Source organism: Candidatus Pantoea symbiotica (genome assembly GCF_056491525.1).
In genome coordinates, this window is sequence record NZ_JBSZHR010000002.1 from 420,538 (window position 1) to 442,550 (window position 22,013).

Below are 22,013 nucleotides of genomic sequence, written 5' to 3' on the forward strand. Positions count from 1 at the left end.
GATCGCAATAATTTTTGCTTCAGCAAGCGCAGCACTGCGCAGCGCCAGGGATGGCGCGGCTAAGACAAATTCGTTGACTTAACGTGCGCTTTGCTTTACTTCTGGAAGGCAGACGGACAAGACAAAGACAGACAGAAAAAAATCTAAATGCGTAAACTCAGCCTGAACACCACAATTATTATTACCACCACCATTACCACAGGTAACGGTGCGGGCTGACGCATACAGGAAAAACAAAGAAAAAAGCCCGCACCTAAACAGTGCGGGCTTTTTTTTCGGCAAAAATTCAGGAGAGCTTTAACTATGCGAGTGCTGAAATTCGGCGGAACCTCAGTAGCCAATGCGGAACGTTTTCTCCGTGTGGCGGACATTCTGGAAAGCAATGCACAACAGGGACAGGTTGCGACCGTACTCTCTGCACCAGCAAAAATTACCAATCATCTGGTGGCGATGATTGAGAAAACCATCAGCGGCCTCGACACCTTGCCGAATATCAGTGATGCCGAACGTATTTTTGCCGACCTGCTGCAAGGCTTGCGTGACGCGCAGCCGGGCTTTGATTATGACGGACTGAAAACCCGCGTTGAGCTGGAGTTTGCGCAGCTGAAACAGGTGCTGCATGGCATCAGCCTGCTGGGCCAATGCCCGGACGCCGTTAATGCTGCCATCATTTGCCGTGGCGAGAAGCTGTCGATTGCGATTATGGAAGCGCTGCTGCAGGCGCGCGGCCACAAAGTCACTGTTATCGATCCGGTGGAGAAGCTGCTGGCGATTGGTCATTACCTCGAATCCACCGTTGATATCGCCGAATCTACGCGCCGCATCGCCGCCAGCCAGATCCCAGCCGATCACTTTATCCTGATGGCCGGTTTCACCGCCGGTAACGAGAAGGGCGAACTGGTGGTGCTGGGCCGTAACGGCTCTGATTACTCCGCTGCGGTGTTGGCTGCGTGTTTGCGCGCTGACTGTTGTGAAATCTGGACCGATGTTGACGGCGTTTACACCTGCGACCCGCGCCAGGTGCCGGATGCGCGCTTACTGAAATCGATGTCATATCAGGAAGCGATGGAGCTCTCTTACTTCGGCGCCAAAGTGCTGCATCCGCGTACCATCGCACCCATCGCCCAGTTCCAGATTCCTTGCCTGATCAAAAACACTGCTAACCCACAAGCGCCGGGCACCTTAATCGGTGGCGAAGGCGAGCTGGATGAAAATCCGGTTAAAGGCATCACCAACCTGAATAACATGGCGATGTTCAACGTGTCAGGTCCGGGCATGAAAGGCATGGTTGGCATGGCGGCGCGCGTATTTGCGGCGATGTCACGCACCGGCATTTCAGTGGTGCTGATCACCCAATCCTCTTCGGAATACAGCATCAGCTTCTGCGTACCACAAAGCGAGCAGGCGCGTGCGCGTCGCGTGCTGGAAGAGGAGTTCTATCTGGAGTTGAAAGATGGCTTACTCGATCCGCTGGACGTGCTGGAACAGTTGGCGGTGATCTCGGTGGTCGGCGATGGCATGCGCACACTGCGCGGCATCTCGGCGAAATTCTTCTCGGCGCTGGCGCGTGCCAATATCAATATCGTGGCGATTGCGCAGGGTTCGTCTGAGCGTTCCATCTCGGTGGTGGTGAGCAACGATGAAGTCACTACCGGCGTGCGTGTGGTGCATCAGATGCTGTTTGCCACCGATCAGGTGATCGAAGTGTTCGTGGTTGGCGTTGGCGGTGTCGGCGCGGCGTTGCTGGATCAGCTGCATCGCCAGCAGACATGGCTGAAACAGAAGCATATCGATCTGCGTGTGTGCGGTATCGCTAACTCGCGTGCGCTGTTAACCAACGTGCACGGTATCGATCTTAGCAACTGGAAGGCAGAACTGAACGAAGCCAAAGAGCCGTTCAATCTCGGTCGCCTGATGCGTTTGGTGAAGGAGTATCATCTGCTGAACCCGGTGATCGTCGATTGTACTTCCAGCCAGGCGGTCGCCGATCAGTATGCCGATTTCCTCGCCGAAGGTTTCCACGTCGTCACGCCGAACAAAAAAGCCAACACCTCGTCGTGGAATTACTACCAGCAGATGCGAGCAGCGGCAGCGAAATCGCGCCGTAAATTCCTGTACGACACCAACGTTGGCGCCGGTTTGCCGGTGATCGAAAACCTGCAAAACCTGATGAACGCCGGTGATGAACTGATCAAGTTCTCCGGTATTCTCTCTGGCTCGCTCTCCTTTATCTTCGGCAAGCTTGATGAAGGCGTTTCGCTGTCTGAAGCGACCAAAATGGCGCGAGAAATGGGCTTTACCGAGCCAGATCCGCGTGACGATCTTTCTGGTACCGATGTGGCGCGTAAGCTGCTGATTCTGGCACGTGAAGCGGGACATCAGCTGGAACTCAGCGATATCGAAATCGAACCGCTGCTGCCTGCCAGCCTGACCGAGATCGCCGACGTTGAGCAGTTTATGGAACGTCTGCCGGAACTGGATAACGCCTTTGCCGCGCGCGTTGCCAAAGCGCGTGACGAAGGTAAAGTATTACGCTTCGTCGGCGCGATTGAAGAAGGTGGCGTTTGCAAAGTGAAGATTGATGCGGTGGACGGCAACGATCCGCTGTACAAAGTGAAAAACGGTGAGAATGCGCTGGCATTCTACAGCCGCTACTATCAGCCAATCCCGCTGGTTCTGCGTGGATATGGTGCAGGGAATGATGTCACAGCAGCAGGCGTGTTTGCTGACCTGCTGCGTACGCTGTCGTGGAAGTTGGGAGTTTGATGATGGTAAAAATTTATGCACCGGCCTCGATAGGTAACGTCAGCGTCGGCTTTGATGTGCTGGGCGCGGCGGTTTCGCCGGTGGATGGTACCTTGTTGGGTGACTGCGTTTCCGTAGAAGCCGCCGACAGCTTTAGTCTGGTGAACTCCGGGCGCTTTGTCAGCAAACTGCCGACTAATCCGCAGGAGAACATCGTTTATCAGTGCTGGGAGCGTTTTTGCCAGGCGATTGGTAAACAAGTTCCGGTGGCGATGACGCTGGAAAAGAATATGCCGATCGGTTCCGGGCTCGGCTCAAGCGCCTGTTCGGTGGTTGCTGGCTTGATGGCGATGAACGAATTCTGCGGCAAACCGCTCAACGATACCGAACTGCTGGCGTTGATGGGCGAGCTCGAAGGGCGTATTTCCGGCAGCGTACACTTTGATAATGTTGCACCGTGCTTCCTTGGCGGCGTGCAGCTGATGATTGAAGAGAACGGCATCATCAGTCAGGACGTGCCGTGCTTTGATGAATGGCTGTGGGTGATGGCGTACCCGGGGATTAAAGTCTCCACCGCCGAAGCGCGCGCCATTCTGCCGGCACAGTACCGTAAAGAGGATGCCATTAAGCACGGTCGCCTGCTGGCGGGCTTTATTCACGCCTGTCATACGCGTCAGCCTGGGCTTGCGGCTAAACTTATGCAGGATGTTATCGCTGAGCCGTATCGCACCAAACTGCTGCCAGGCTTCGCCGATGCGCGTAAAGCGGCGCAGGATATTGGCGCGCTGGCCTGCGGCATTTCGGGTTCCGGCCCGACACTTTTCGCTGTTTGCAACGAGATGGCAACGGCACAGCGGATGGCGGACTGGCTGAGCCAGCACTATCTGCAGAATGAAGAAGGTTTCGTCCACATCTGCCGTCTTGATACGGCTGGCGCACGTAAATTGGGATAACGCATGAAACTCTACAACCTTAAGGATCACAACGAGCAGGTTAGTTTTGCTCAGGCCGTTAAACAGGGCCTCGGCTCGCAGCAAGGGCTGTTTTTCCCGCTCGAACTGCCGGAATTCGAACTGACCGATATCGATGCCATGCTGGAGATGGATTTCGTCAGCCGCAGCAGCAAAATTCTCTCTGCCTATATTGGCGATGAAATTGCGGCGCATCAGTTGGCCGAGCGCGTGAAAAACGCCTTTGCTTTCCCGGCGCCAGTGGCGAAGGTCAGCGATGATGTGGCTTGCCTCGAGCTGTTCCACGGCCCAACGCTGGCGTTCAAAGATTTCGGCGGCCGCTTTATGGCGCAGATGCTCTCCTATGTGAGTGGTGCGGATGAGCAGATCACCATTCTGACCGCCACGTCCGGCGATACCGGCGCAGCGGTGGCGCATGCCTTCTACGGCATGGAAAACGTGCGCGTGGTGATTCTCTATCCGCAGGGCAAAATCAGCCCGCTGCAGGAGAAACTGTTCTGTACGCTGGGCGGCAACATCGAAACCATCGCGGTTGAAGGCGATTTCGATGCATGCCAGGCATTGGTGAAACAAGCGTTTGATGATGAAGAGCTGAAGAAGGCGATTGGCCTGAACTCGGCGAACTCCATCAACATCAGCCGTCTGCTGGCGCAGATTTGCTACTACTTCGAAGCGGTAGCGCAGCTGCCACAAGAGAAGCGCAATCAGCTGGTGGTGTCGGTGCCGAGCGGAAACTTCGGTGACTTAACGGCTGGCCTGCTGGCGAAATCATTGGGTCTGCCAATCAAGCGTTTTATCGCTGCGACCAACGCGAACGATACCGTGCCACGCTTCCTCGGCAACGGTGCATGGCAGCCAAACGCCACGGTAGCAACGCTGTCGAACGCCATGGATGTCAGCCAGCCAAATAACTGGCCGCGCGTGGAAGAGCTGTTCCGCCGTAAAACCTGGCGCTTGACCGATCTGGCGTACGGCGCAGTAACGGATGAAACCACCAAATCCACCATGCGCGAGCTGGCTGAGATTGGCTACATCTCTGAACCGCATGCGGCGATTGCTTATCGACTGCTGCGCGACAACCTGCAGGAGGGCGAATACGGCCTGTTCCTCGGGACTGCGCATCCGGCGAAGTTCAAAGAGAGCGTGGACGAGATTTTAGGTCAGGATCTGCCGCTGCCGAAAGAGCTGGCCGAGCGCGCCGACTTGCCGCTGCTGTCGCATAATCTGAAAGGCGATTTCGCTGAACTGCGCGCGTTTTTGTTGAAGTAATGTAGGGTCGCCATTCATGGCGACCTCGATCAAGCCGCCATCATGGCGGCTTGCTTATTTCTGCTCGCGACGCTTAAACACCAATTCGTTCTCGCTGCTTTCCGCACCATCCAGAAAATACCCATCCACATCGAATTTCTTCAGCTGTGCTGGCTTGGTCAGACGGTTCTGAATCACATAGCGGCTCATCAATCCGCGCGCTTTCTTGGTGTAGAAGCTGATGACTTTAAACTTGCCATTCTTCTCATCGAGGAACACTGGCTTGATCAACTCGGCGTTGAGTTTCTTCGGCTTGATGGTTTTGAAATACTCATCGGATGCCAGATTGATCAGCACATCGTCGCCTTGCTCAGCAATCGCTTCGTTTAACTTCTCGGTCAGCAAATCGCCCCAGAAGCCGTAGAGATCTTTAGCGGCTGGATTCGCCAGCTTAATGCCCATCTCCAGACGATAAGGCTGCATCAAATCGAGCGGACGCAGCAGACCGTATAACCCGGATAACATGCGCAGGTGCTGCTGGGCAAAATCGAAATCGTTGTCGCTAAAGGTTTCGGCCTGCAAACCGGTATACACATCGCCTTTGAACGCCAGAATTGCCTGACGCGCGTTCTCCAGCGAGAAGGGTGGCTGCCATTGGTTAAAACGATCGGCATTCAGGTGCGCCAGTTTGTCGCTGATGCCCATCAGTGAACTGATCTGCGACGGTGAAAGATCGCGCGCAACGTCAATTAATTGGTGTGATTTTTCTAACAGCGCCGGTTGGGTAAAACGTTGTGTCGCCAGCGGGCTTTCATAGTCCAGTGTTTTCGCTGGCGAGATAACCATCAGCATCGTGTACGTCCTCTTTGACCCGCAGGTTTATCAGGGAATTGAAGGGAAAAATGTTGCAAGGAGTGTAGCAAAAAAGCGGCATGGATCGGCAAATCGCTCCCATTTGTTAGCGCTATCGTAAAGGGCACTTCGTGGTGTTGCGCCGTCACTTGTGCGTGATATTATCGCAACAGCCTTTTACACCCTGACAGTCAACCTAAGAGAAAGAGAACCATGACGGACAAACTTACTTCCTTGCGTCAGCTGACTACTGTGGTCGCCGACACCGGTGATATCGCGGCAATGAAGCTTTACCAGCCGCAAGATGCGACCACCAACCCTTCTTTGATTCTCAACGCCGCTCAAATCCCTGAATACCGCAAACTGATTGATGAAGCCATTACCTGGGCGCGTCAGCAGAGCAGCAATAAAGAAGAACAACTGGCGCTGGTATCTGACAAGCTGGCCGTCAACATTGGTCTGGAAATTCTCAAACTGATCCCAGGTCGCATCTCGACTGAAGTGGATGCGCGTCTCTCCTACGACACTGAAGCGAGCATCGCTAAAGCGCGTAGCCTGATCAAACTGTACAACGATGCTGGCATCAGCAATGACCGTATCCTGATCAAACTGGCGTCAACCTGGCAGGGTATCCGTGCTGCTGAGCAGCTGGAGAAAGAAGGCATCAACTGTAACCTGACGCTGCTGTTCTCCTTCGCGCAGGCGCGTGCGTGTGCCGAAGCCGGCGTGTTCCTGATCTCTCCATTCGTTGGCCGTATCCTCGACTGGTACAAGCAGAACACCGATAAAAAAGAGTACGCAGCACACGAAGATCCAGGCGTGGTGTCTGTGGCTGAAATCTACAACTACTACAAGCAGCACGGTTATGAAACCGTGGTGATGGGCGCGAGCTTCCGTAACGTTGGCGAGATCATTGAACTGGCGGGCTGCGATCGTCTGACCATTTCTCCGGGCCTGCTTAAAGAGCTTGCTGAGAGCGAAGGTACTGTTGAGCGTAAACTGAGCTACACCGGCGAAGTGAAAGCGCGTCCAGCGAAGATGACTGAAGCTGAGTTCTTCTGGCAGCACAATCAGGATCCAATGGCCGTTACCAAACTGGCTGAAGGTATCCGCAACTTTGCCATCGATCAGGGCAAACTTGAGAAGATGATCGCCGAACTGCTGTAAGGTGCCAGGCCGTGGCGGCGACAGGCTGCCACGGTTTTACGTTTTTCCCCCGCTTCCTGTATTATCCTTTTACTTCCCACATCATTTGCTGCCTTGCAGCCAACCACAGCGATAACTCTATGGATACTTTACGAATTGGATTAATTTCCGTTTCCGATCGTGCTGCTAACGGCATCTATCAGGATCAGGGCATTCCGGCGTTAGAGAGCTGGCTCGCCGCCGCGCTGGCTACGCCATTTGAAATCGAAACGCGCCTGGTGCCGGATGAACAACCCATGATTGAGCAGGCGATCTGCGAGCTGGTCGATGAGCTGTTCTGTAACCTGGTGCTCACCACTGGCGGTACCGGACCGGCGCGACGTGATGTGACGCCGGATGCCACGCTGGCGGTCGCCGACCGTGAAATGCCGGGCTTCGGCGAGCAGATGCGTCAAATCAGCCTGCAATTTGTGCCGACCGCCATTTTGTCGCGTCAGGTTGGCGTGATTCGCAAACAATCATTGATCCTCAATCTGCCGGGTCAGCCAAAATCCATTAAAGAGACGCTGGAAGGACTGAAAGCGGAAGATGGTACGGTAAAAGTGCCAGGGATTTTTGCAGCTGTACCTTATTGTTTACAGCTGTTGGAAGGGCCGTACGTTGAAACTCATGCCGATGTGGTAGCAGCTTTTCGCCCCAAAAGCGCCCGTCGTGAGACAAATGACTAAAAATCGGCATTTTCAGGCATAAAATCCAGCGGCACTGGTGTGGCAAAATATTGACGGTATAGTAATCCAATCTTTACATAAGTTGTTTTGCCTCTGGATACCGCTGGATTATGGATACGCACGCAACGCGTCGACTCAATGGACAGGATTACAAAACCCTGTCGCTGGCCGCCCTTGGTGGGGCGCTGGAATTCTACGACTTCATCATCTTCGTCTTCTTTGCAGCTGTGATCGGCGAGCTGTTCTTCCCACCTGACATCCCCGAATGGCTGCGTCAGGTGCAGACCTTCGCCATCTTTGCTGCCGGTTATTTGGCGCGTCCGTTGGGCGGCATCATCATGGCGCACTTTGGTGACAAAGTGGGGCGTAAGAAGATGTTCAGCCTCAGTATTCTGTTGATGGCGCTGCCGACGCTGGCGATGGGCGCATTGCCCACTTATGCCAGCATCGGCATCGCTGCGCCGCTGTTGATGTTGCTGATGCGTGTGCTGCAAGGCGCGGCTATTGGCGGTGAAGTGCCTGGCGCGTGGGTGTTTGTCGCCGAACATGTGCCCGAAAAACGCATCGGTTTTGCCTGCGGCACGCTGACGGCGGGCTTAACCGCCGGCATTCTGCTCGGTTCGCTGGTGGCAACGGTGCTGAACACCACGCTATCACCGGCTGCGATTCGCGATCACGGCTGGCGCATTCCCTTCTTCCTCGGCGGGGTGTTTGGCCTGCTGGCGATGTATCTGCGTCGCTGGCTGCATGAAACGCCGGTGTTCCAGCAGATGCAGCAGCGCAAAGCGCTGGCAGAAAAAATGCCGCTGCAAACCATTCTCGCCAGTCACAAGCGCGGCATCGTAATTTCGATGCTGCTTACCTGGCTGCTGTCAGCCTGCATTGTGGTGGTGATTTTGATGGCGCCAACGCTGATGCAGAAACAGCACGGCATTCCTGCTGCGCTCAGTCTGCAAGCCAACAGCTTCGCCACCATTATGCTGCTGCTGGGCTGCGTTATCGCCGGATGGCTGGTGGATCGCTTCGGCGCGGCGCGATCGCTGGTGGTCGGCTCATTATTGCTGGCGATCGGCAGCTGGAACTTCTTCCATCAACTGGGCAGCACGCCGGAAATGCTGTTTGTCTGGTATGGCTTAGCGGGCCTTAGCGTTGGCGTGGTAGGCGTGGTGCCGTTTGTGATGGTACGCGCGTTCCCAGCGGCGGTGCGCTTTACCGGCATCTCGTTCTCTTACAATGTTGCTTACGCGATTTTTGGTGGCCTGACGCCAATTAGCGTGACGCTGATGATGAGCCTGACGCCAATGGCACCGGCCTGGTATGTGCTGGCGCTGGCGGTTATTGGCTTTATGGTGGGCATTTGGCTGTGGCGCGATAGCCGTCAGCAGCATGCGCAGTTGGATATGTCGCTGCACTCGTCATAAGGCAAAAAGCGGAGCCAAACAGCTCCGCTTTTTCTTTTCTTACTCGCCAATCGGCAATACCGTGCGGCCAAATTTCTCGTTCAGCACTTCGCCCATCGCCAGATAGAACGCGCTCGATCCACAAATAATGCCAATCCAGCCAGCAAAGCGCAGCAGCCCCGCGTTATCGGTCAGATGGCCGATGGCCAGCAGCGCAAACAGCAGCGTCAGACTGGCGAAGATGAACTGCAGCATTTTCGGCGACTTCAGCGTGCCGAAGAACAAAAACGCGGTGAACACGCCCCACAGCGCGAGATAGGCGCCAAGGAAGTGGCCATCGGCCGCCTCTGCCAGCCCTAGTTTCGGCAACAGCAGAATCGCCACCAACGTTAACCAGAAGCTGCCGTAAGAGGTAAAGGCGGTCAGCCCGAAGGTGTTGCCTTTCTTATACTCCAGCAGCCCGGCAAAAATTTGCGCGATGCCGCCGTAGAAAATACCCATCGCCAGGATGATCACATCCATCGCAAACAGGCCAGTGTTGTGTAAGTTGAGCAGGATGGTGGTCATACCGAATCCCATCAGGCCCAACGGGGCGGGATTCGCCAGCGTGGTATTGCTCATAATTCCTCAGAAGCAGCGTTGAAGATGTTGTTAGTGTTTTACCCCCGCGCAAACCGCTGGTGGCGCGAGGCGCTGCATAATAAGCGGCCTCTTTTTGGCCAACTTTGATCTGAATCGACCAGAGAATGAAATTTTTTTTAGTTTTAACCCTTGATGCGCATCGAACCGGCCCCATTTACTTGTCATCGAGCGTTGTGAGGCAGCAAAAAAAGCCTGCTTCAGCAGTTGAAAGTGGTCAGTTTGACCGCATCTCTGTTTCACAACCCTAATTGGCAAAGAATTTAAGTGGGAGATGTTTAGATGGGTAAGATTATTGGTATTGACTTGGGTACAACCAACTCATGTGTTGCAGTTATGGATGGTGGTAAAGCGCGCGTGCTGGAAAACGCCGAAGGCGACCGCACCACGCCGTCGATTATTGCGTATGCACAGGATGGCGAAACTCTGGTTGGTTCACCGGCTAAACGTCAGTCTGTGACCAACCCGCAGAATACCCTGTTTGCGATCAAGCGCCTGATTGGCCGTCGCTTCCAGGACGAAGAAGTACAGCGTGATATTAAAATCATGCCTTACAAAATCATCGGCGCGGATAACGGCGACGCATGGATTGATGTGAAGGGCCAGAAAATGGCACCGCCGCAGATCTCTGCTGAAGTGCTGAAAAAGATGAAGAAAACCGCGGAAGATTTCCTCGGTGAAGCTGTAACTGAAGCGGTTATTACCGTTCCAGCTTACTTCAACGATGCGCAGCGTCAGGCGACCAAAGACGCCGGCCGTATCGCAGGTCTGGAAGTAAAACGTATCATCAACGAACCAACCGCAGCAGCACTGGCTTACGGTCTGGATAAAGGTCAGGGCAACCGCACCATCGCGGTATACGACCTGGGCGGCGGTACTTTCGATATCTCAATCATTGAGATCGATGAAGTTGATGGCGAGAAAACCTTTGAAGTTCTGGCAACCAACGGTGATACCCACCTGGGTGGTGAAGACTTCGATAGCCGTCTGATTAACTATCTGGTGGCCGAATTTAAGAAAGATCAGGGCATCGATCTGCACAACGATCCGCTGGCGATGCAGCGTCTGAAAGAAGCGGCAGAGAAAGCCAAAATCGAGCTCTCTTCAGCGCAGCAGACCGACGTTAACCTGCCGTACATCACGGCGGATGCGACCGGTCCTAAGCACCTGAACATCAAAGTAACGCGTGCGAAGCTGGAATCTCTGGTTGAAGATTTGGTATCTCGCTCAATCGAGCCGTTGAAAGTGGCTCTGCAGGATGCGGGTCTGTCGGTTTCAGACATCAATGACGTGATCCTGGTGGGCGGTCAAACGCGTATGCCAATGGTTCAGGCCAAAGTAACTGAGTTCTTTGGTAAAGAGCCACGTAAAGACGTGAACCCGGACGAAGCGGTAGCCGTTGGTGCTGCGGTTCAGGGCGGTGTGTTGGCAGGTGAAGTGAAAGACGTTCTGCTGCTGGACGTTACCCCGCTGTCGCTGGGTATCGAAACCATGGGCGGCGTGATGACTTCGCTGATCAGCAAGAACACCACTATCCCAACCAAGCACAGCCAGGTGTTCTCGACTGCTGAAGATAACCAGTCTGCCGTGACCATTCACGTGCTGCAGGGTGAGCGTAAGCGTTCAGGCGATAACAAATCACTGGGCCAGTTCAACCTCGACGGTATTCAGTCTGCACCGCGCGGCATGCCGCAGATCGAAGTGACCTTCGATATCGATGCGGATGGTATCCTGCACGTGTCGGCGAAAGACAAAAACAGCGGTAAAGAGCAGAAGATCACCATCAAGGCGTCTTCTGGTCTGAACGAAGAAGAGATCGAAAAAATGGTGCGTGACGCGGAAGCGAACGCCGAGTCTGACCGTAAGTTCGAAGAGCTGGTTCAGACCCGTAACCAGGGCGATCAGATTTCGCACAGCACCCGTAAGCAATTGGACGAAGCGGGCGACAAACTGTCTGCTGAAGATAAAGCACCAATCGAAGCGGCGTTGACCGAGCTGAACACCGCGCTGAAAGGCGAAGACAAAGCAGACATCGAAGCCAAAATGCAGGCATTGATGGAAGTGTCCAGCAAACTGATGGAGCTGGCACAGCAGCAAGGTCAGGCAGCTGACGCAGGCGATGCAACTGCACAGAAAGATGACGACGTTGTCGACGCTGAGTTCGAAGAAGTTAAAGACAAAAAATAATTGCCCCTGACCGGGCGCGACGGCTGGCCTGACAGCCGTTGAAACCAGCACGGGCGTAGGAGATCTCTCCACGCCCGTGCGATCATGTTAAGGGCAGAACAAATATGGCTAAGAGTGATTTATACGAGATCTTAGGCGTCTCTAAATCCGCAGATGAGCGTGAAATCAAAAAGGCTTATAAGCGCCTGGCGATGAAATACCATCCGGACCGTAATCCGGACAATAAAGAAGCCGAAGCGAAGTTTAAAGAAATTAAGGAAGCCTACGAAATTCTGACCGACGCACAGAAGCGTGCGGCCTACGACCAATATGGTCATGCAGCCTTTGAACAAGGTGGCATGGGCGGTGGTGGCGGCTTCGGCGGCGGCGGTGCTGACTTCAGCGATATCTTTGGCGACGTCTTTGGCGATATTTTTGGTGGTGGCCGCCGTCAGCGTGCCTCACGTGGCGCCGATTTACGCTACAACATGGAGCTAACGCTGGAAGAAGCGGTACGCGGCGTGACCAAAGAGATCCGCATTCCAACTCTGGAAGAGTGCGATGTCTGCCACGGCAGCGGCGCGAAAGCGGGAACCAAACCGCAGACCTGTCATACCTGTCATGGTGCTGGTCAGGTGCAGATGCGTCAGGGCTTCTTCACCGTGCAGCAGGCGTGTCCGACCTGTCACGGTCGCGGTTCAGTGATCAAAGATCCGTGCAATGCTTGTCATGGTCACGGTCGCGTTGAGCGCAGTAAAACCCTGTCGGTGAAAATCCCTGCAGGCGTGGATACCGGCGATCGCATTCGTCTGACCGGCGAAGGTGAAGCGGGCGAACACGGCGCACCAGCGGGCGATTTGTACGTTCAGGTTTCGGTGAAAAAACACCCGATCTTCGAACGTGAAGATAACAACCTGTATTGCGAAGTGCCGATTAACTTCGCGATGGCAGCATTGGGCGGCGAGATTGAAGTGCCGACGCTTGATGGACGCGTGAACCTGAAAGTGCCTTCTGAAACGCAAACCGGCAAGCTGTTCCGCATGCGCGGTAAAGGCGTGAAATCGGTGCGTGGCGGTGCGGTGGGTGATTTGCTGTGTCGTGTAGTGGTGGAAACGCCAGTCAGCCTCAACGACAAACAGAAAGCGCTGCTGCGTGAACTGGAAGAGAGTTTTGGTGGCCCAAGTGGCGAGAAAAACAGTCCGCGCTCCAAAAGCTTCCTCGACGGTGTGAAGAAGTTCTTTGACGATTTAACGCGTTAATTCCAGCAGTTATGCAGTCAGAAAGCGGAGAGGAAACTCTCCGCTTTTTTTATGTTTTGCCGCCAACGCGTCGCTCCTGATATAAGCTCAATCTGCCTGGCGTTTGATATGAGCTAAAATGCCCTTGGAATGCATCGGCATTACCGAGCAATTAACGAGACATAAGCTGCTTTTAACGAGGTGTCTGAATCGCTACACTTCTCAGCCTAAATGTCTCTACTCAGGAGGAGTTGTGAACAAATCCCGTTCTATTCGAAGCTTGCTGAAAAGCTTTATCGCCAGTGACGCCAGCAACGGCATGGTGCTGATTCTGGCGGCCGTTGCGGCGATGATTTTGGCGAACAGCGCAGAAACTGCTCAAGGTTATCAATCGTTTCTTGCCGAGCCGGTGCAGATTCGCTTTGGCGCATTAGACATCAGTAAAAACCTGCTGCTATGGATCAACGATGCCATGATGGCGCTGTTTTTCCTGGTGATTGGTTTGGAAGTGAAACGCGAGCTGATTACTGGCGAGCTCGCCAGTCGCGATCGCGCCATTTTCCCGGTCATCGCGGCAATTGGCGGTATGGTGGTGCCAGGACTGATTTTCCTGTTCTTCAACCACGGCGATCCTATTGCGCGTAACGGCTGGGCGATTCCTACCGCCACCGATATTGCTTTCGCTTTGGGCGTGTTGGCGTTGCTGGGCAGTCGCGTACCGACTGCGCTGAAAGTGTTCCTGATGGCGCTGGCGATTATTGATGATCTTGGCGCTATTGTGATCATCGCGCTGTTCTATACCAGCGATCTTTCGGTGTTGTCATTGAGTGTTGCCGCCGGTGCGATTGTGCTGCTGGCGATTCTTAATCGCTGCGGCGTACGTAATATTGCCATCTATATGTTGGTCGGTATTGTGCTGTGGACGGCGGTGCTCAAGTCTGGCGTCCACGCAACGTTGGCGGGCGTGATTGTTGGCTTCTTTGTGCCGCTGGAAGAGAAGAACGGCCATTCTCCGGCCGAGCATCTGGCGCATGGTTTGATGCCGTGGGTCAACTGGCTGATTCTGCCGCTGTTCGCTTTCGCTAACGCCGGTATTTCGCTGGCCGGTATTACCTTTATGGATGCGCTGTCGCCAGAGCCGCTGGGCATCATTCTCGGCTTGCTGATTGGTAAACCGTTGGGCATCACGCTGTTCTGCTGGCTGGCAGTGAAGTGGCGGCTGGCGGTGCTACCGGGAGGCACCACCATACGCGATATCATGGCGATTGGTGTGCTATGCGGTATCGGCTTCACTATGTCTATCTTTATTAGTTCGCTGGCGTTTGATGCCGCCCATGAGCAACTGGTGACCTTCTCCAAACTGGGGATTCTCAGTGGCTCGCTGCTTTCGGCGGTCATTGGCTACACGCTGCTGCGCATCAAACTGCGTTAAAAGAGGAAGGAGGCGAAAGCCTCCTTTTTTTGCCGATGAATCAGCTCAATTTTAATCATCTCTACTATTTCTGGCAGGTGTGTAAAACCGGCTCGGTGGTGCGTGCGGCGGATGTGCTGTGCCTGGCGCCACAGACGGTTACCGGCCAGATTAAATCGCTGGAAGAGCAACTCGGCGGCGTGCTGTTTCGCCGTCAGGGACGCGGTTTGGTGCCCAATGAGCTTGGGCAACTGGTGTTCCGCTATGCCGATCGCATGTTCATGCTGAGTCAGGAGATGCTCGATATTGTTAACTACCGCAAAGAGTCGCATCTGCTGTTTGATGTTGGCGTGGCGGATGCGCTGTCAAAGCAACTGGTGAGCAAGGTGCTGGAGGCGGCGGTGGTGGCTGAAGAGAGAATCCATTTGCGCTGTTTTGAATCAACGCACGAGATGCTGCTGGAACAGCTAAGCCAGCACAAGCTGGATATGATCCTTTCCGATTGCCCAATTGATTCCACTCAGCAGGAAGGGTTGTTTTCGGTCAAGCTGGGCGAATGTCCGATCAGCTTCTGGTGTAACACGCCGTTACCGACGCTGCCGTTTCCCGCCTGCCTGGAAGAGCGGCGCTTGCTGATTCCGGGCCGTCGCTCGATGCTGGGCCGCAAACTGCTGAACTGGATCCACAGCCAGGGCTTGCAGGTGGAGATTCTGGGTGAGTTTGATGATGCGGCACTAATGAAGGCATTTGGTGCGCTGAACAACGCGATATTTGTGGCTCCCACATTATATGGGGACGAGATTTACCGTGATGATGCTATTAAAGAGATTGGGCGTTTGGATGCGGTGATGGAGGAGTATCACGTGATCTTTGCTGAGCGGATGATTCAGCATCCGGCGGTACAGCGGATCTGCCATCGCGACTTTAGTGCGCTGTTTACCACTGAATTGCAGGCATAAAAAAACCGGCTAAGCGCCGGTTCTTTTTTACAAAGCGATTAACAGACGGGCGATTAAGCCAGTTTGTTGATCTGTGCAGTCAGGTTTGCTTTATGACGTGCAGCTTTGTTTTTGTGGATCAGACCTTTAGCAGCCTGACGGTCCACGAGTGGTTGCATTTCGTTGAATGCGTTCTGCGCAGCAGCTTTGTCGCCTGTTGCGATAGCCGCGTATACTTTCTTAATGAAAGTACGCATCATTGAACGGTTGCTTGCGTTATGCTTGCGACGTTTCTCAGATGTTACGGCGCGTTTCTTAGCTGATTTGATATTAGCCAAGGTCCAACTCCCAAATGTGATCTATATGGACAAATCAAAGGCCGAGGACTATGCCTTTTGCGCCTTCTTATGTCAATGGATTTGTGCAAATAAGCGTCGTTTTAAAAACAACACTCGATTACGTAATTGATGGCGCAGGATTCTACCAGCAACGCGGCGTTGAATACAGTATTTCGCAGCAAAAATCTTCAGATCCTTGCTAAGCAACTGGCTACGCGTGGAATAAGCCGCGCCAGAAGCAGGAAAGGCACGTATACGGGTTAACCTAAACGCCATTCAAGGGTATAATCCGCCGATTTCCACCGGTTTGAGTCAGCCATGAAGTTTATCCGCGGTATTTATAATCTGAAAGAGCAGCATCGCGGCTGCGTCCTGACCATTGGTAATTTCGACGGCGTACATCGCGGCCACCAGGCTTTGATGGCTGAATTAATTGCTGAAGGACGAAAACGCAATCTGCCGGTGGTGGTGATGGTATTTGAGCCACAACCGCTTGAGCTGTTTGCCGGCGATAAAGCCCCGGCGCGCCTTACGCGTTTGCGTGAAAAGCTGAAGTACCTCGAACAAGCGGGCGTTGATGCCGTACTCTGCGTACGTTTTGATCGTCGCTTCGCTGCGCATTCGGCGCAGAGTTTTATTTCTGAATTGCTGGTGGACAAGCTGAACGTCAAGTTCCTGGCCGTCGGTGATGATTTCCGCTTCGGCGCTGGTCGCCAGGGGGATTTCCTGTTATTACAGAAAGCCGGTGCGGAGTATGGCTTTGAGGTCATCAGCACCCAAACCTATTGCGATAGCGGCAAGCGCATCAGCAGCACCGCCGTTCGTCAGGCGCTGGCGCAGGATGATTTTGCGCAAGCCGAAGCGCTGCTGGGCCATCCGTTCAGCATCTCAGGTCGCGTAGTGCACGGTGATGCACTTGGGCGCACCATCGGTTTCCCAACGGCTAATCTCCCTTTGCGTCGCACCGTTACGCCGGTTAAAGGCGTGTTTGCGGTGGAAGTGTTAGGCCTCGGCGATCAGCCGCTGCCCGGCGTGGCCAATATTGGTACGCGCCCAACGGTAAAAGGTTTACGTCAGCAGCTTGAAGTTCACCTGCTCGACACAAATATGAATCTCTATGGGCGTCACATTGAAGTGGTGCTGAAACAGAAGATTCGCGATGAACAGCGTTTCGCTTCGCTGGACGCGCTGAAAGAACAAATTGCGAAAGATGTGGTGACGGCCCGCCAATTCTTTGGGCTAAAAACACCGGTTTAATGACCGAAATACGGAATCGAGAATCTGATGAGTGACTATAAATCTACCCTGAATTTGCCGGAAACGGGGTTCCCGATGCGTGGCGATCTGGCCAAGCGCGAACCGGGAATGCTGCAACGTTGGTATGATGACAACCTGTACGGCATCATCCGCGAAGCCAAGAAAGGGAAAAAAACCTTTATTTTGCATGATGGCCCTCCTTATGCGAACGGCAGCATTCATATTGGTCACTCAGTTAACAAGATTCTGAAAGACATTATCGTCAAGTCGAAAGGCATGGCGGGCTTTGACTCGCCGTACGTTCCAGGTTGGGACTGCCACGGTTTGCCGATTGAGCACAAAGTTGAGCAGATGATTGGTAAGCCGGGCGAGAAAGTCAGCGCGGCTGAATTCCGTGCCGCTTGCCGCCAATACGCGGCGGAGCAGGTTGAAGGTCAGAAAAATGACTTCATCCGTCTCGGCGTGCTGGGTGACTGGGATCGTCCTTATCTGACGATGAACTTCCAGACTGAAGCCAACATCATTCGTGCGCTGGGTAAAATCATCGGCAACGGCCATCTGCACAAAGGCGCGAAGCCGGTGCACTGGTGCATGGATTGCCGCTCGGCACTGGCTGAGGCGGAAGTGGAGTATTACGACAAAACTTCGCCATCCATCGACGTGATGTTCAATGCCGTTGATGCCGATGCGGTGCGCGCGAAGTTTGGCGTCGCTGCTTCAGAAGGCCCGGTTTCACTGGTGATCTGGACCACCACGCCGTGGACCATGCCAGCCAACCGCGGTATTTCGTTGCATCCGGAATTTGAATATCAGCTGCTGCAGATTGAAGGTCGTAGCCTGATTCTCGCCAAAGAGATGGTTGAGAGCGTGATGAAGCGCGCCGGAATCAGCGACTGGAAAGTGCTGGGTGAATGCAACGGCGCGGCGCTGGAGCTGCAACTGTTCCAGCATCCGTTCCTCGAGCAGATCCAATCGAAAGTGGTGCTGGGTGAGCACGTGACGCTGGAAGCGGGTACCGGTGCGGTACATACCGCGCCAGGCCACGGCCCGGATGACTATGTTATCGGTCAGAAATACGGCCTTGAAACCGCTAATCCTGTGGGTCCAGATGGCGCGTATCTGCCAGGCACCTACCCAACGCTTGATGGCGTAAACGTCTTTAAAGCCAACGATATGATCGTTGAGCTGCTGAAAGAGAAGGGCGCGCTGCTGCACGTTGAGAAACTGCTGCACAGCTACCCGCACTGCTGGCGTCACAAAACGCCGATCATCTTCCGTGCCACGCCACAATGGTTCATCAGCATGGATCAGAAAGGCCTGCGTGCACAGTCGCTGAAAGAGATCAAAGGCGTGCAGTGGATCCCGGATTGGGGCCAGGCGCGTATCGAAGCGATGGTGGCGAACCGTCCGGACTGGTGTATCTCACGTCAGCGTACGTGGGGCGTGCCGATGGCGCTGTTCGTGCATAAAGAGAGCGAGCAGCTGCATCCGGATACGCTGGAGCTGATGGAGAAAGTCGCCAAGCTGGTTGAGCAGGACGGCATTCAGGCGTGGTGGGATCTCGATCCGCGCGATCTAATGGGCGATGACGCTGACCACTACGTTAAAGTGCCAGACACCTTAGACGTGTGGTTCGACTCCGGATCCACCAGCTACGCGGTAGTGGATGCGCGTCCGGAATTCGGTGGCCATACGCCGGATATGTATCTGGAAGGTTCGGATCAGCATCGCGGCTGGTTCATGTCTTCTCTGATGATCTCCACCGCGATGAAAGGCAAAGCGCCTTATCGTCAGGTACTGACGCACGGTTTCACCGTGGATGGTCAGGGCCGCAAGATGTCGAAATCGATCGGCAACACCGTGGCGCCACAGGATGTCATGGATAAGCTGGGCGCGGATATTCTGCGTCTGTGGGTCGCCTCTACCGATTACTCCGGTGAGATGGCGGTCTCCGACGAAATCCTCAAGCGTGCCGCAGACAGCTATCGTCGTATCCGTAACACCGCGCGTTTCCTGCTGGCTAACCTCGCGGGCTTCAACCCGGCGACCGATTGCGTCAAGCCGGATGAGATGGTGGTGGTGGATCGCTGGGCGGTTGGCCGTGCGCTGGCAGCGCAGCAGGATATCGTGCACTCCTACGAAAACTACGATTTCCACGAAGTGGTGCAGCGTCTGATGCACTTCTGCTCTATCGAAATGGGCTCGTTCTATCTCGATGTGATCAAAGATCGTCAGTACACCGCGAAAGGCGACAGCCTGGCGCGTCGCAGCTGCCAAACCGCGCTGTGGCATATCGTTGAAGCGCTGGTGCGCTGGATGGCGCCAATCATGTCCTTCACCGCAGACGAAATCTGGGGCTACCTGCCGGGCGAGCGCGCGAAATACGTGTTCACCGAAGAGTGGTATCAGGATCTGTTTGGTCTGGCGGATAACGAAGCGCTGAACGACGCCTATTGGGATGATCTGCTGAAAGTGCGCGGTGAAGTGAACAAGGTCATTGAGCAAGCGCGAAGCGACAAACGCATCGGTGGCGCGCTGGAAGCGACGGTCACGCTGTATGCGGATGCCGAGCTGGCTGCTAAGCTGCAGGCGTTAGGTGATGAGCTGCGTTTCGTGCTGTTAACTTCAGGCGCAACCGTGGCGGATTACGCCACTGCCAGCGATGAAGCGCAGCAGAGCGAACTGTTCAAAGGTCTGAAAATCGCGCTGCACAAAGCAGAAGGCGAGAAATGTCCGCGCTGCTGGCATTACACTACTGACGTTGGCCAGAATCCTGAGCACGCTGCGGTATGTGGCCGTTGCTACACTAACGTGTCCGGTAACGGCGAGCAGCGGAAATTTGCCTGATGAGTAAAGCTATTTGTTCGACCGGTTTGCGCTGGCTCTGGCTGGTGCTGGTGGTGATCGCCATCGATTTTGGCAGCAAAATGTGGGTCATGGATAACATGATGCTGCATGAAACGCAGCCGCTGATGCCGTTCCTGAATCTGTTCTACGCGCACAACTATGGCGCGGCGTTCAGCTTCCTGGCCGACAAAGGCGGCTGGCAGCGCTGGTTCTTTGCCGGCATCGCCATTGCTATCGTCGTGGCGCTGTTGGTGATGATGTATCGCAACGCTGCCAGCAACAAATTAACCAATATTGCTTACGCGCTGATTATTGGCGGGGCGTTGGGTAACCTGTTTGACCGTTCGTATCACGGCTTTGTGGTCGATTTTATCGACTTCTATGTCGGAGACTGGCACTTCGCGACCTTCAACATCGCCGACTGTGCCATCTGTATCGGCGCGGCGCTGGTGGTGCTGGAAGGTTTTCTCAGCCCGAACGGCAAACCGGCAAAAGATAAAGGGTAAAAAATGAGTGAGTCTGTTCAGCGCGATAGCGCGTTGCTGGTGCATTTTACGCTGAAGCTGGAAGATGGCTCGACGGCGGAATCCACGCGCGCCAACGGCAAACCTGCGCTGTTCTGTCTGGGCGATGGCAGCCTTTCAGCCGCGCTGGAACAGCAACTTCTGGGGCGTAAAGTGGGCGATAAGCACGCCTTTACCCTCGAGCCGGAAGATGCCTTCGGCGGTACCAGCCCGGATCTGGTTCAGTACTTCTCGCGTCGTGACTTTAACGACGCGGGCGAACCGGAAGTCGGCGCCATCATGCTGTTCAGCGGCCGTGGAGGCAGCGAAATGCCTGGCGTGATCCGTGAAGTTTCCGGCGACTCAATCACCGTAGACTTCAACCATCCGCTGGCGGGTCAGCGCATTCAGTTTGATATTGAAGTGCTGGAGATTGATCCGGCGCTGGAGGCCAACGATGCAAATCCTGTTAGCTAACCCACGCGGTTTCTGCGCAGGCGTTGATCGCGCCATCAGCATCGTTGAGCGCGCGCTGGAGATGTACGGCGCGCCCATCTACGTACGTCACGAAGTGGTGCATAACCGCTACGTGGTGAGCAGCTTGCGCGAGCGCGGGGCGATCTTTATTGAAGAGATCGCTGAAGTGCCGGATAACGCCATTCTGATTTTCTCTGCACACGGCGTATCGCAAGCAGTTCGCGCCGAAGCTAAAGCGCGTAACCTCACCATGCTGTTTGATGCTACCTGTCCGCTGGTGACAAAAGTGCATATGGAAGTCGCGCGCGCCAGTCGCAAAGGTGTTGAAGCGATTCTTATTGGCCACGCGGGACATCCGGAAGTGGAAGGCACCATGGGCCAGTACAGCAATCCCAATGGCGGTATGTATCTGGTGGAATCGCCGGAAGATGTGTTCAAGCTGAACGTCAAAGATGAGCGCAACCTGTGCTTTATGACGCAGACCACGCTGTCAGTCGATGATACTTCGGACGTGATTGATGCACTGCGTCAGCGCTTCCCGGCGATTATCGGTCCACGTAAAGATGACATCTGCTACGCCACCACCAACCGTCAGGAAGCCGTTCGCGTGCTGGCGCGAGATGCTGAAGTGGTGCTGGTCGTAGGATCGAAAAACTCCTCTAACTCGAACCGTCTGGCCGAACTGGCGCAGCGTGCTGGTAAGCTGGCGAAGCTGATTGATTCGGCTGATGACATTCAGGAAGAGTGGGTCAAAGATAAGCAGATCATCGGCGTCACTGCGGGCGCATCTGCTCCAGATATTCTGGTGCAGCAGGTGATCCAGCGTCTGCGTGAGCTCGGCGGTGAAGCGGCGATTGAGCTGATTGGCCGTGAAGAGAACATTGTGTTTGAAGTACCGAAAGAGCTGCGCGTCGATGTGCGTAATGTGCAGTAAGCGGTTCACTCCGCAGTAAAATCAGGCCGACATTGTTCGGCCTTTTCTTTGCCTGTCGCAGCAAGAAATCCCACTTCCAGCATGCGGGATTGCTTTTACTGATAATGTTTAGCGGCTGGCATAAAATTCTTATATCCCTTTATTATTGTGGCGTGACTGTTATCTGACCGTTAAC

General features: G+C 54.5%; 19 protein-coding genes and 1 other annotated feature. Of the genes, 16 read left to right on the forward strand and 3 right to left on the reverse strand.

Annotated elements, in window-relative coordinates:
• Positions 1 to 147 precede the first annotated feature (147 nt).
• From thrL to thrC, 4 genes are all read left to right on the forward strand, one after another.
• Complete coding sequence (gene thrL / locus ACXIZX_RS02565; RefSeq protein ID WP_071531027.1) at positions 148 to 219, forward strand: thr operon leader peptide; 72 nt, start codon at positions 148 to 150, stop codon at positions 217 to 219.
• Positions 155 to 277: a sequence feature (Thr leader region), on the forward strand. Its footprint overlaps the gene before it by 65 nt.
• 26 nt (positions 278 to 303) lie before the next feature.
• The gene (gene thrA, locus ACXIZX_RS02570) at positions 304 to 2,766 is read left to right on the forward strand and encodes a bifunctional aspartate kinase/homoserine dehydrogenase I (RefSeq protein WP_179451946.1); all 2,463 of its coding nucleotides are present in this window, start codon (positions 304 to 306) and stop codon (positions 2,764 to 2,766) included.
• A gap of 2 nt (positions 2,767 to 2,768) precedes the next feature.
• Positions 2,769 to 3,698, forward strand: a complete 930-nt coding sequence (gene thrB / locus ACXIZX_RS02575) for a homoserine kinase (protein WP_008108677.1) — start codon at positions 2,769 to 2,771, stop codon at positions 3,696 to 3,698.
• 3 nt (positions 3,699 to 3,701) lie between these two features.
• Positions 3,702 to 4,985, forward strand: a complete 1,284-nt coding sequence (gene thrC, locus ACXIZX_RS02580) for a threonine synthase (protein WP_008108676.1) — start codon at positions 3,702 to 3,704, stop codon at positions 4,983 to 4,985.
• Positions 4,986 to 5,039: 54 nt separating this feature from the next.
• Here the strand turns inward: thrC and yaaA are convergent, their stop codons facing one another.
• Positions 5,040 to 5,816: a peroxide stress protein YaaA gene (gene yaaA, locus ACXIZX_RS02585; protein ID WP_479403544.1), complete on the reverse strand. Its 777-nt coding sequence runs from the start codon at positions 5,814 to 5,816 to the stop codon at positions 5,040 to 5,042.
• A 213-nt stretch (positions 5,817 to 6,029) separates the two neighbouring features.
• On the opposite strand from yaaA, the gene tal reads away from it, so the two are divergent.
• From tal to ACXIZX_RS02600, 3 genes are all read left to right on the forward strand, one after another.
• A complete protein-coding gene (tal, locus tag ACXIZX_RS02590; RefSeq protein ID WP_061718163.1) occupies positions 6,030 to 6,983 on the forward strand; it encodes a transaldolase in 954 nt (317 codons plus the stop codon).
• Between the two features lie 119 nt (positions 6,984 to 7,102).
• Entirely contained in the window at positions 7,103 to 7,690 is a 588-nt protein-coding gene (gene mog, locus ACXIZX_RS02595; protein WP_154154282.1) for a molybdopterin adenylyltransferase, read from the forward strand.
• 110 nt (positions 7,691 to 7,800) lie between these two features.
• Positions 7,801 to 9,111, forward strand: coding sequence for an MFS transporter (locus ACXIZX_RS02600; RefSeq protein WP_179451948.1), 1,311 nt, complete (start codon positions 7,801 to 7,803; stop codon positions 9,109 to 9,111).
• Positions 9,112 to 9,150: 39 nt separating this feature from the next.
• Here the strand turns inward: ACXIZX_RS02600 and satP are convergent, their stop codons facing one another.
• On the reverse strand, positions 9,151 to 9,711 hold the full coding sequence (gene satP / locus ACXIZX_RS02605; protein ID WP_008108667.1) for an acetate uptake transporter: 561 nt from the start codon (positions 9,709 to 9,711) through the stop codon (positions 9,151 to 9,153).
• Positions 9,712 to 10,011: 300 nt separating this feature from the next.
• Between satP and dnaK the strand changes: the two genes are divergently transcribed.
• From dnaK to nhaR, 4 genes are all read left to right on the forward strand, one after another.
• Positions 10,012 to 11,916: a molecular chaperone DnaK gene (gene dnaK, locus ACXIZX_RS02610; protein ID WP_008108665.1), complete on the forward strand. Its 1,905-nt coding sequence runs from the start codon at positions 10,012 to 10,014 to the stop codon at positions 11,914 to 11,916.
• 104 nt (positions 11,917 to 12,020) lie between these two features.
• Entirely contained in the window at positions 12,021 to 13,154 is a 1,134-nt protein-coding gene (gene dnaJ, locus ACXIZX_RS02615) for a molecular chaperone DnaJ (RefSeq protein ID WP_008108664.1), read from the forward strand.
• Between the two features lie 232 nt (positions 13,155 to 13,386).
• Complete coding sequence (gene nhaA / locus ACXIZX_RS02620; protein ID WP_479403545.1) at positions 13,387 to 14,565, forward strand: Na+/H+ antiporter NhaA; 1,179 nt, start codon at positions 13,387 to 13,389, stop codon at positions 14,563 to 14,565.
• Positions 14,566 to 14,600: 35 nt separating this feature from the next.
• Positions 14,601 to 15,503 carry a transcriptional activator NhaR gene (gene nhaR, locus ACXIZX_RS02625; protein ID WP_179451949.1) on the forward strand — a complete coding sequence of 301 codons (903 nt, stop codon included), beginning with the start codon at positions 14,601 to 14,603 and terminating at the stop codon, positions 15,501 to 15,503.
• 53 nt (positions 15,504 to 15,556) lie between these two features.
• On the opposite strand, the gene rpsT is transcribed toward nhaR, so the two are convergent.
• Positions 15,557 to 15,820, reverse strand: a complete 264-nt coding sequence (rpsT, locus tag ACXIZX_RS02630; RefSeq protein ID WP_036619798.1) for a 30S ribosomal protein S20 — start codon at positions 15,818 to 15,820, stop codon at positions 15,557 to 15,559.
• A 318-nt stretch (positions 15,821 to 16,138) separates the two neighbouring features.
• Between rpsT and ribF the strand changes: the two genes are divergently transcribed.
• The 5 genes from ribF to ispH are packed head-to-tail and all read left to right on the forward strand — an operon-like array spanning position 16,139 to position 21,838.
• The gene (gene ribF / locus ACXIZX_RS02635) at positions 16,139 to 17,077 is read left to right on the forward strand and encodes a bifunctional riboflavin kinase/FAD synthetase (RefSeq protein ID WP_061718149.1); all 939 of its coding nucleotides are present in this window, start codon (positions 16,139 to 16,141) and stop codon (positions 17,075 to 17,077) included.
• Between the two features lie 27 nt (positions 17,078 to 17,104).
• On the forward strand, positions 17,105 to 19,924 hold the full coding sequence (ileS, locus tag ACXIZX_RS02640; protein WP_479403546.1) for an isoleucine--tRNA ligase: 2,820 nt from the start codon (positions 17,105 to 17,107) through the stop codon (positions 19,922 to 19,924).
• Positions 19,924 to 20,430, forward strand: coding sequence for a signal peptidase II (gene lspA / locus ACXIZX_RS02645; protein ID WP_179451951.1), 507 nt, complete (start codon positions 19,924 to 19,926; stop codon positions 20,428 to 20,430). Before ileS ends, lspA begins: the two co-directional genes overlap by 1 nt.
• 3 nt (positions 20,431 to 20,433) lie before the next feature.
• Positions 20,434 to 20,904 (forward strand): FKBP-type peptidyl-prolyl cis-trans isomerase, encoded by a 471-nt coding sequence (fkpB, locus tag ACXIZX_RS02650; RefSeq protein WP_008108656.1) that lies wholly within the window; start codon positions 20,434 to 20,436, stop codon positions 20,902 to 20,904.
• Complete coding sequence (ispH, locus tag ACXIZX_RS02655) at positions 20,885 to 21,838, forward strand: 4-hydroxy-3-methylbut-2-enyl diphosphate reductase (RefSeq protein ID WP_007884958.1); 954 nt, start codon at positions 20,885 to 20,887, stop codon at positions 21,836 to 21,838. Before fkpB ends, ispH begins: the two co-directional genes overlap by 20 nt.
• Positions 21,839 to 22,013 lie beyond the last annotated feature (175 nt).

Bases quoted from the DNA above. Each gene is read 5' to 3' on its own strand.
- thrA (WP_179451946.1), top strand. From the start codon at position 304: ATGCGAGTGCTGAAATTCGGCGGAACCTCAGTAGCCAATGCGGAACGT.
- thrB (WP_008108677.1), top strand. From the start codon at position 2,769: ATGGTAAAAATTTATGCACCGGCCTCGATAGGTAACGTCAGCGTCGGC.
- thrC (WP_008108676.1), top strand. From the start codon at position 3,702: ATGAAACTCTACAACCTTAAGGATCACAACGAGCAGGTTAGTTTTGCT.
- yaaA (WP_479403544.1), bottom strand. From the start codon at position 5,816: ATGCTGATGGTTATCTCGCCAGCGAAAACACTGGACTATGAAAGCCCG.
- tal (WP_061718163.1), top strand. From the start codon at position 6,030: ATGACGGACAAACTTACTTCCTTGCGTCAGCTGACTACTGTGGTCGCC.
- mog (WP_154154282.1), top strand. From the start codon at position 7,103: ATGGATACTTTACGAATTGGATTAATTTCCGTTTCCGATCGTGCTGCT.
- ACXIZX_RS02600 (WP_179451948.1), top strand. From the start codon at position 7,801: ATGGATACGCACGCAACGCGTCGACTCAATGGACAGGATTACAAAACC.
- satP (WP_008108667.1), bottom strand. From the start codon at position 9,711: ATGAGCAATACCACGCTGGCGAATCCCGCCCCGTTGGGCCTGATGGGA.
- dnaK (WP_008108665.1), top strand. From the start codon at position 10,012: ATGGGTAAGATTATTGGTATTGACTTGGGTACAACCAACTCATGTGTT.
- dnaJ (WP_008108664.1), top strand. From the start codon at position 12,021: ATGGCTAAGAGTGATTTATACGAGATCTTAGGCGTCTCTAAATCCGCA.
- nhaR (WP_179451949.1), top strand. From the start codon at position 14,601: ATGAATCAGCTCAATTTTAATCATCTCTACTATTTCTGGCAGGTGTGT.
- ribF (WP_061718149.1), top strand. From the start codon at position 16,139: ATGAAGTTTATCCGCGGTATTTATAATCTGAAAGAGCAGCATCGCGGC.
- ileS (WP_479403546.1), top strand. From the start codon at position 17,105: ATGAGTGACTATAAATCTACCCTGAATTTGCCGGAAACGGGGTTCCCG.
- lspA (WP_179451951.1), top strand. From the start codon at position 19,924: ATGAGTAAAGCTATTTGTTCGACCGGTTTGCGCTGGCTCTGGCTGGTG.
- fkpB (WP_008108656.1), top strand. From the start codon at position 20,434: ATGAGTGAGTCTGTTCAGCGCGATAGCGCGTTGCTGGTGCATTTTACG.
- ispH (WP_007884958.1), top strand. From the start codon at position 20,885: ATGCAAATCCTGTTAGCTAACCCACGCGGTTTCTGCGCAGGCGTTGAT.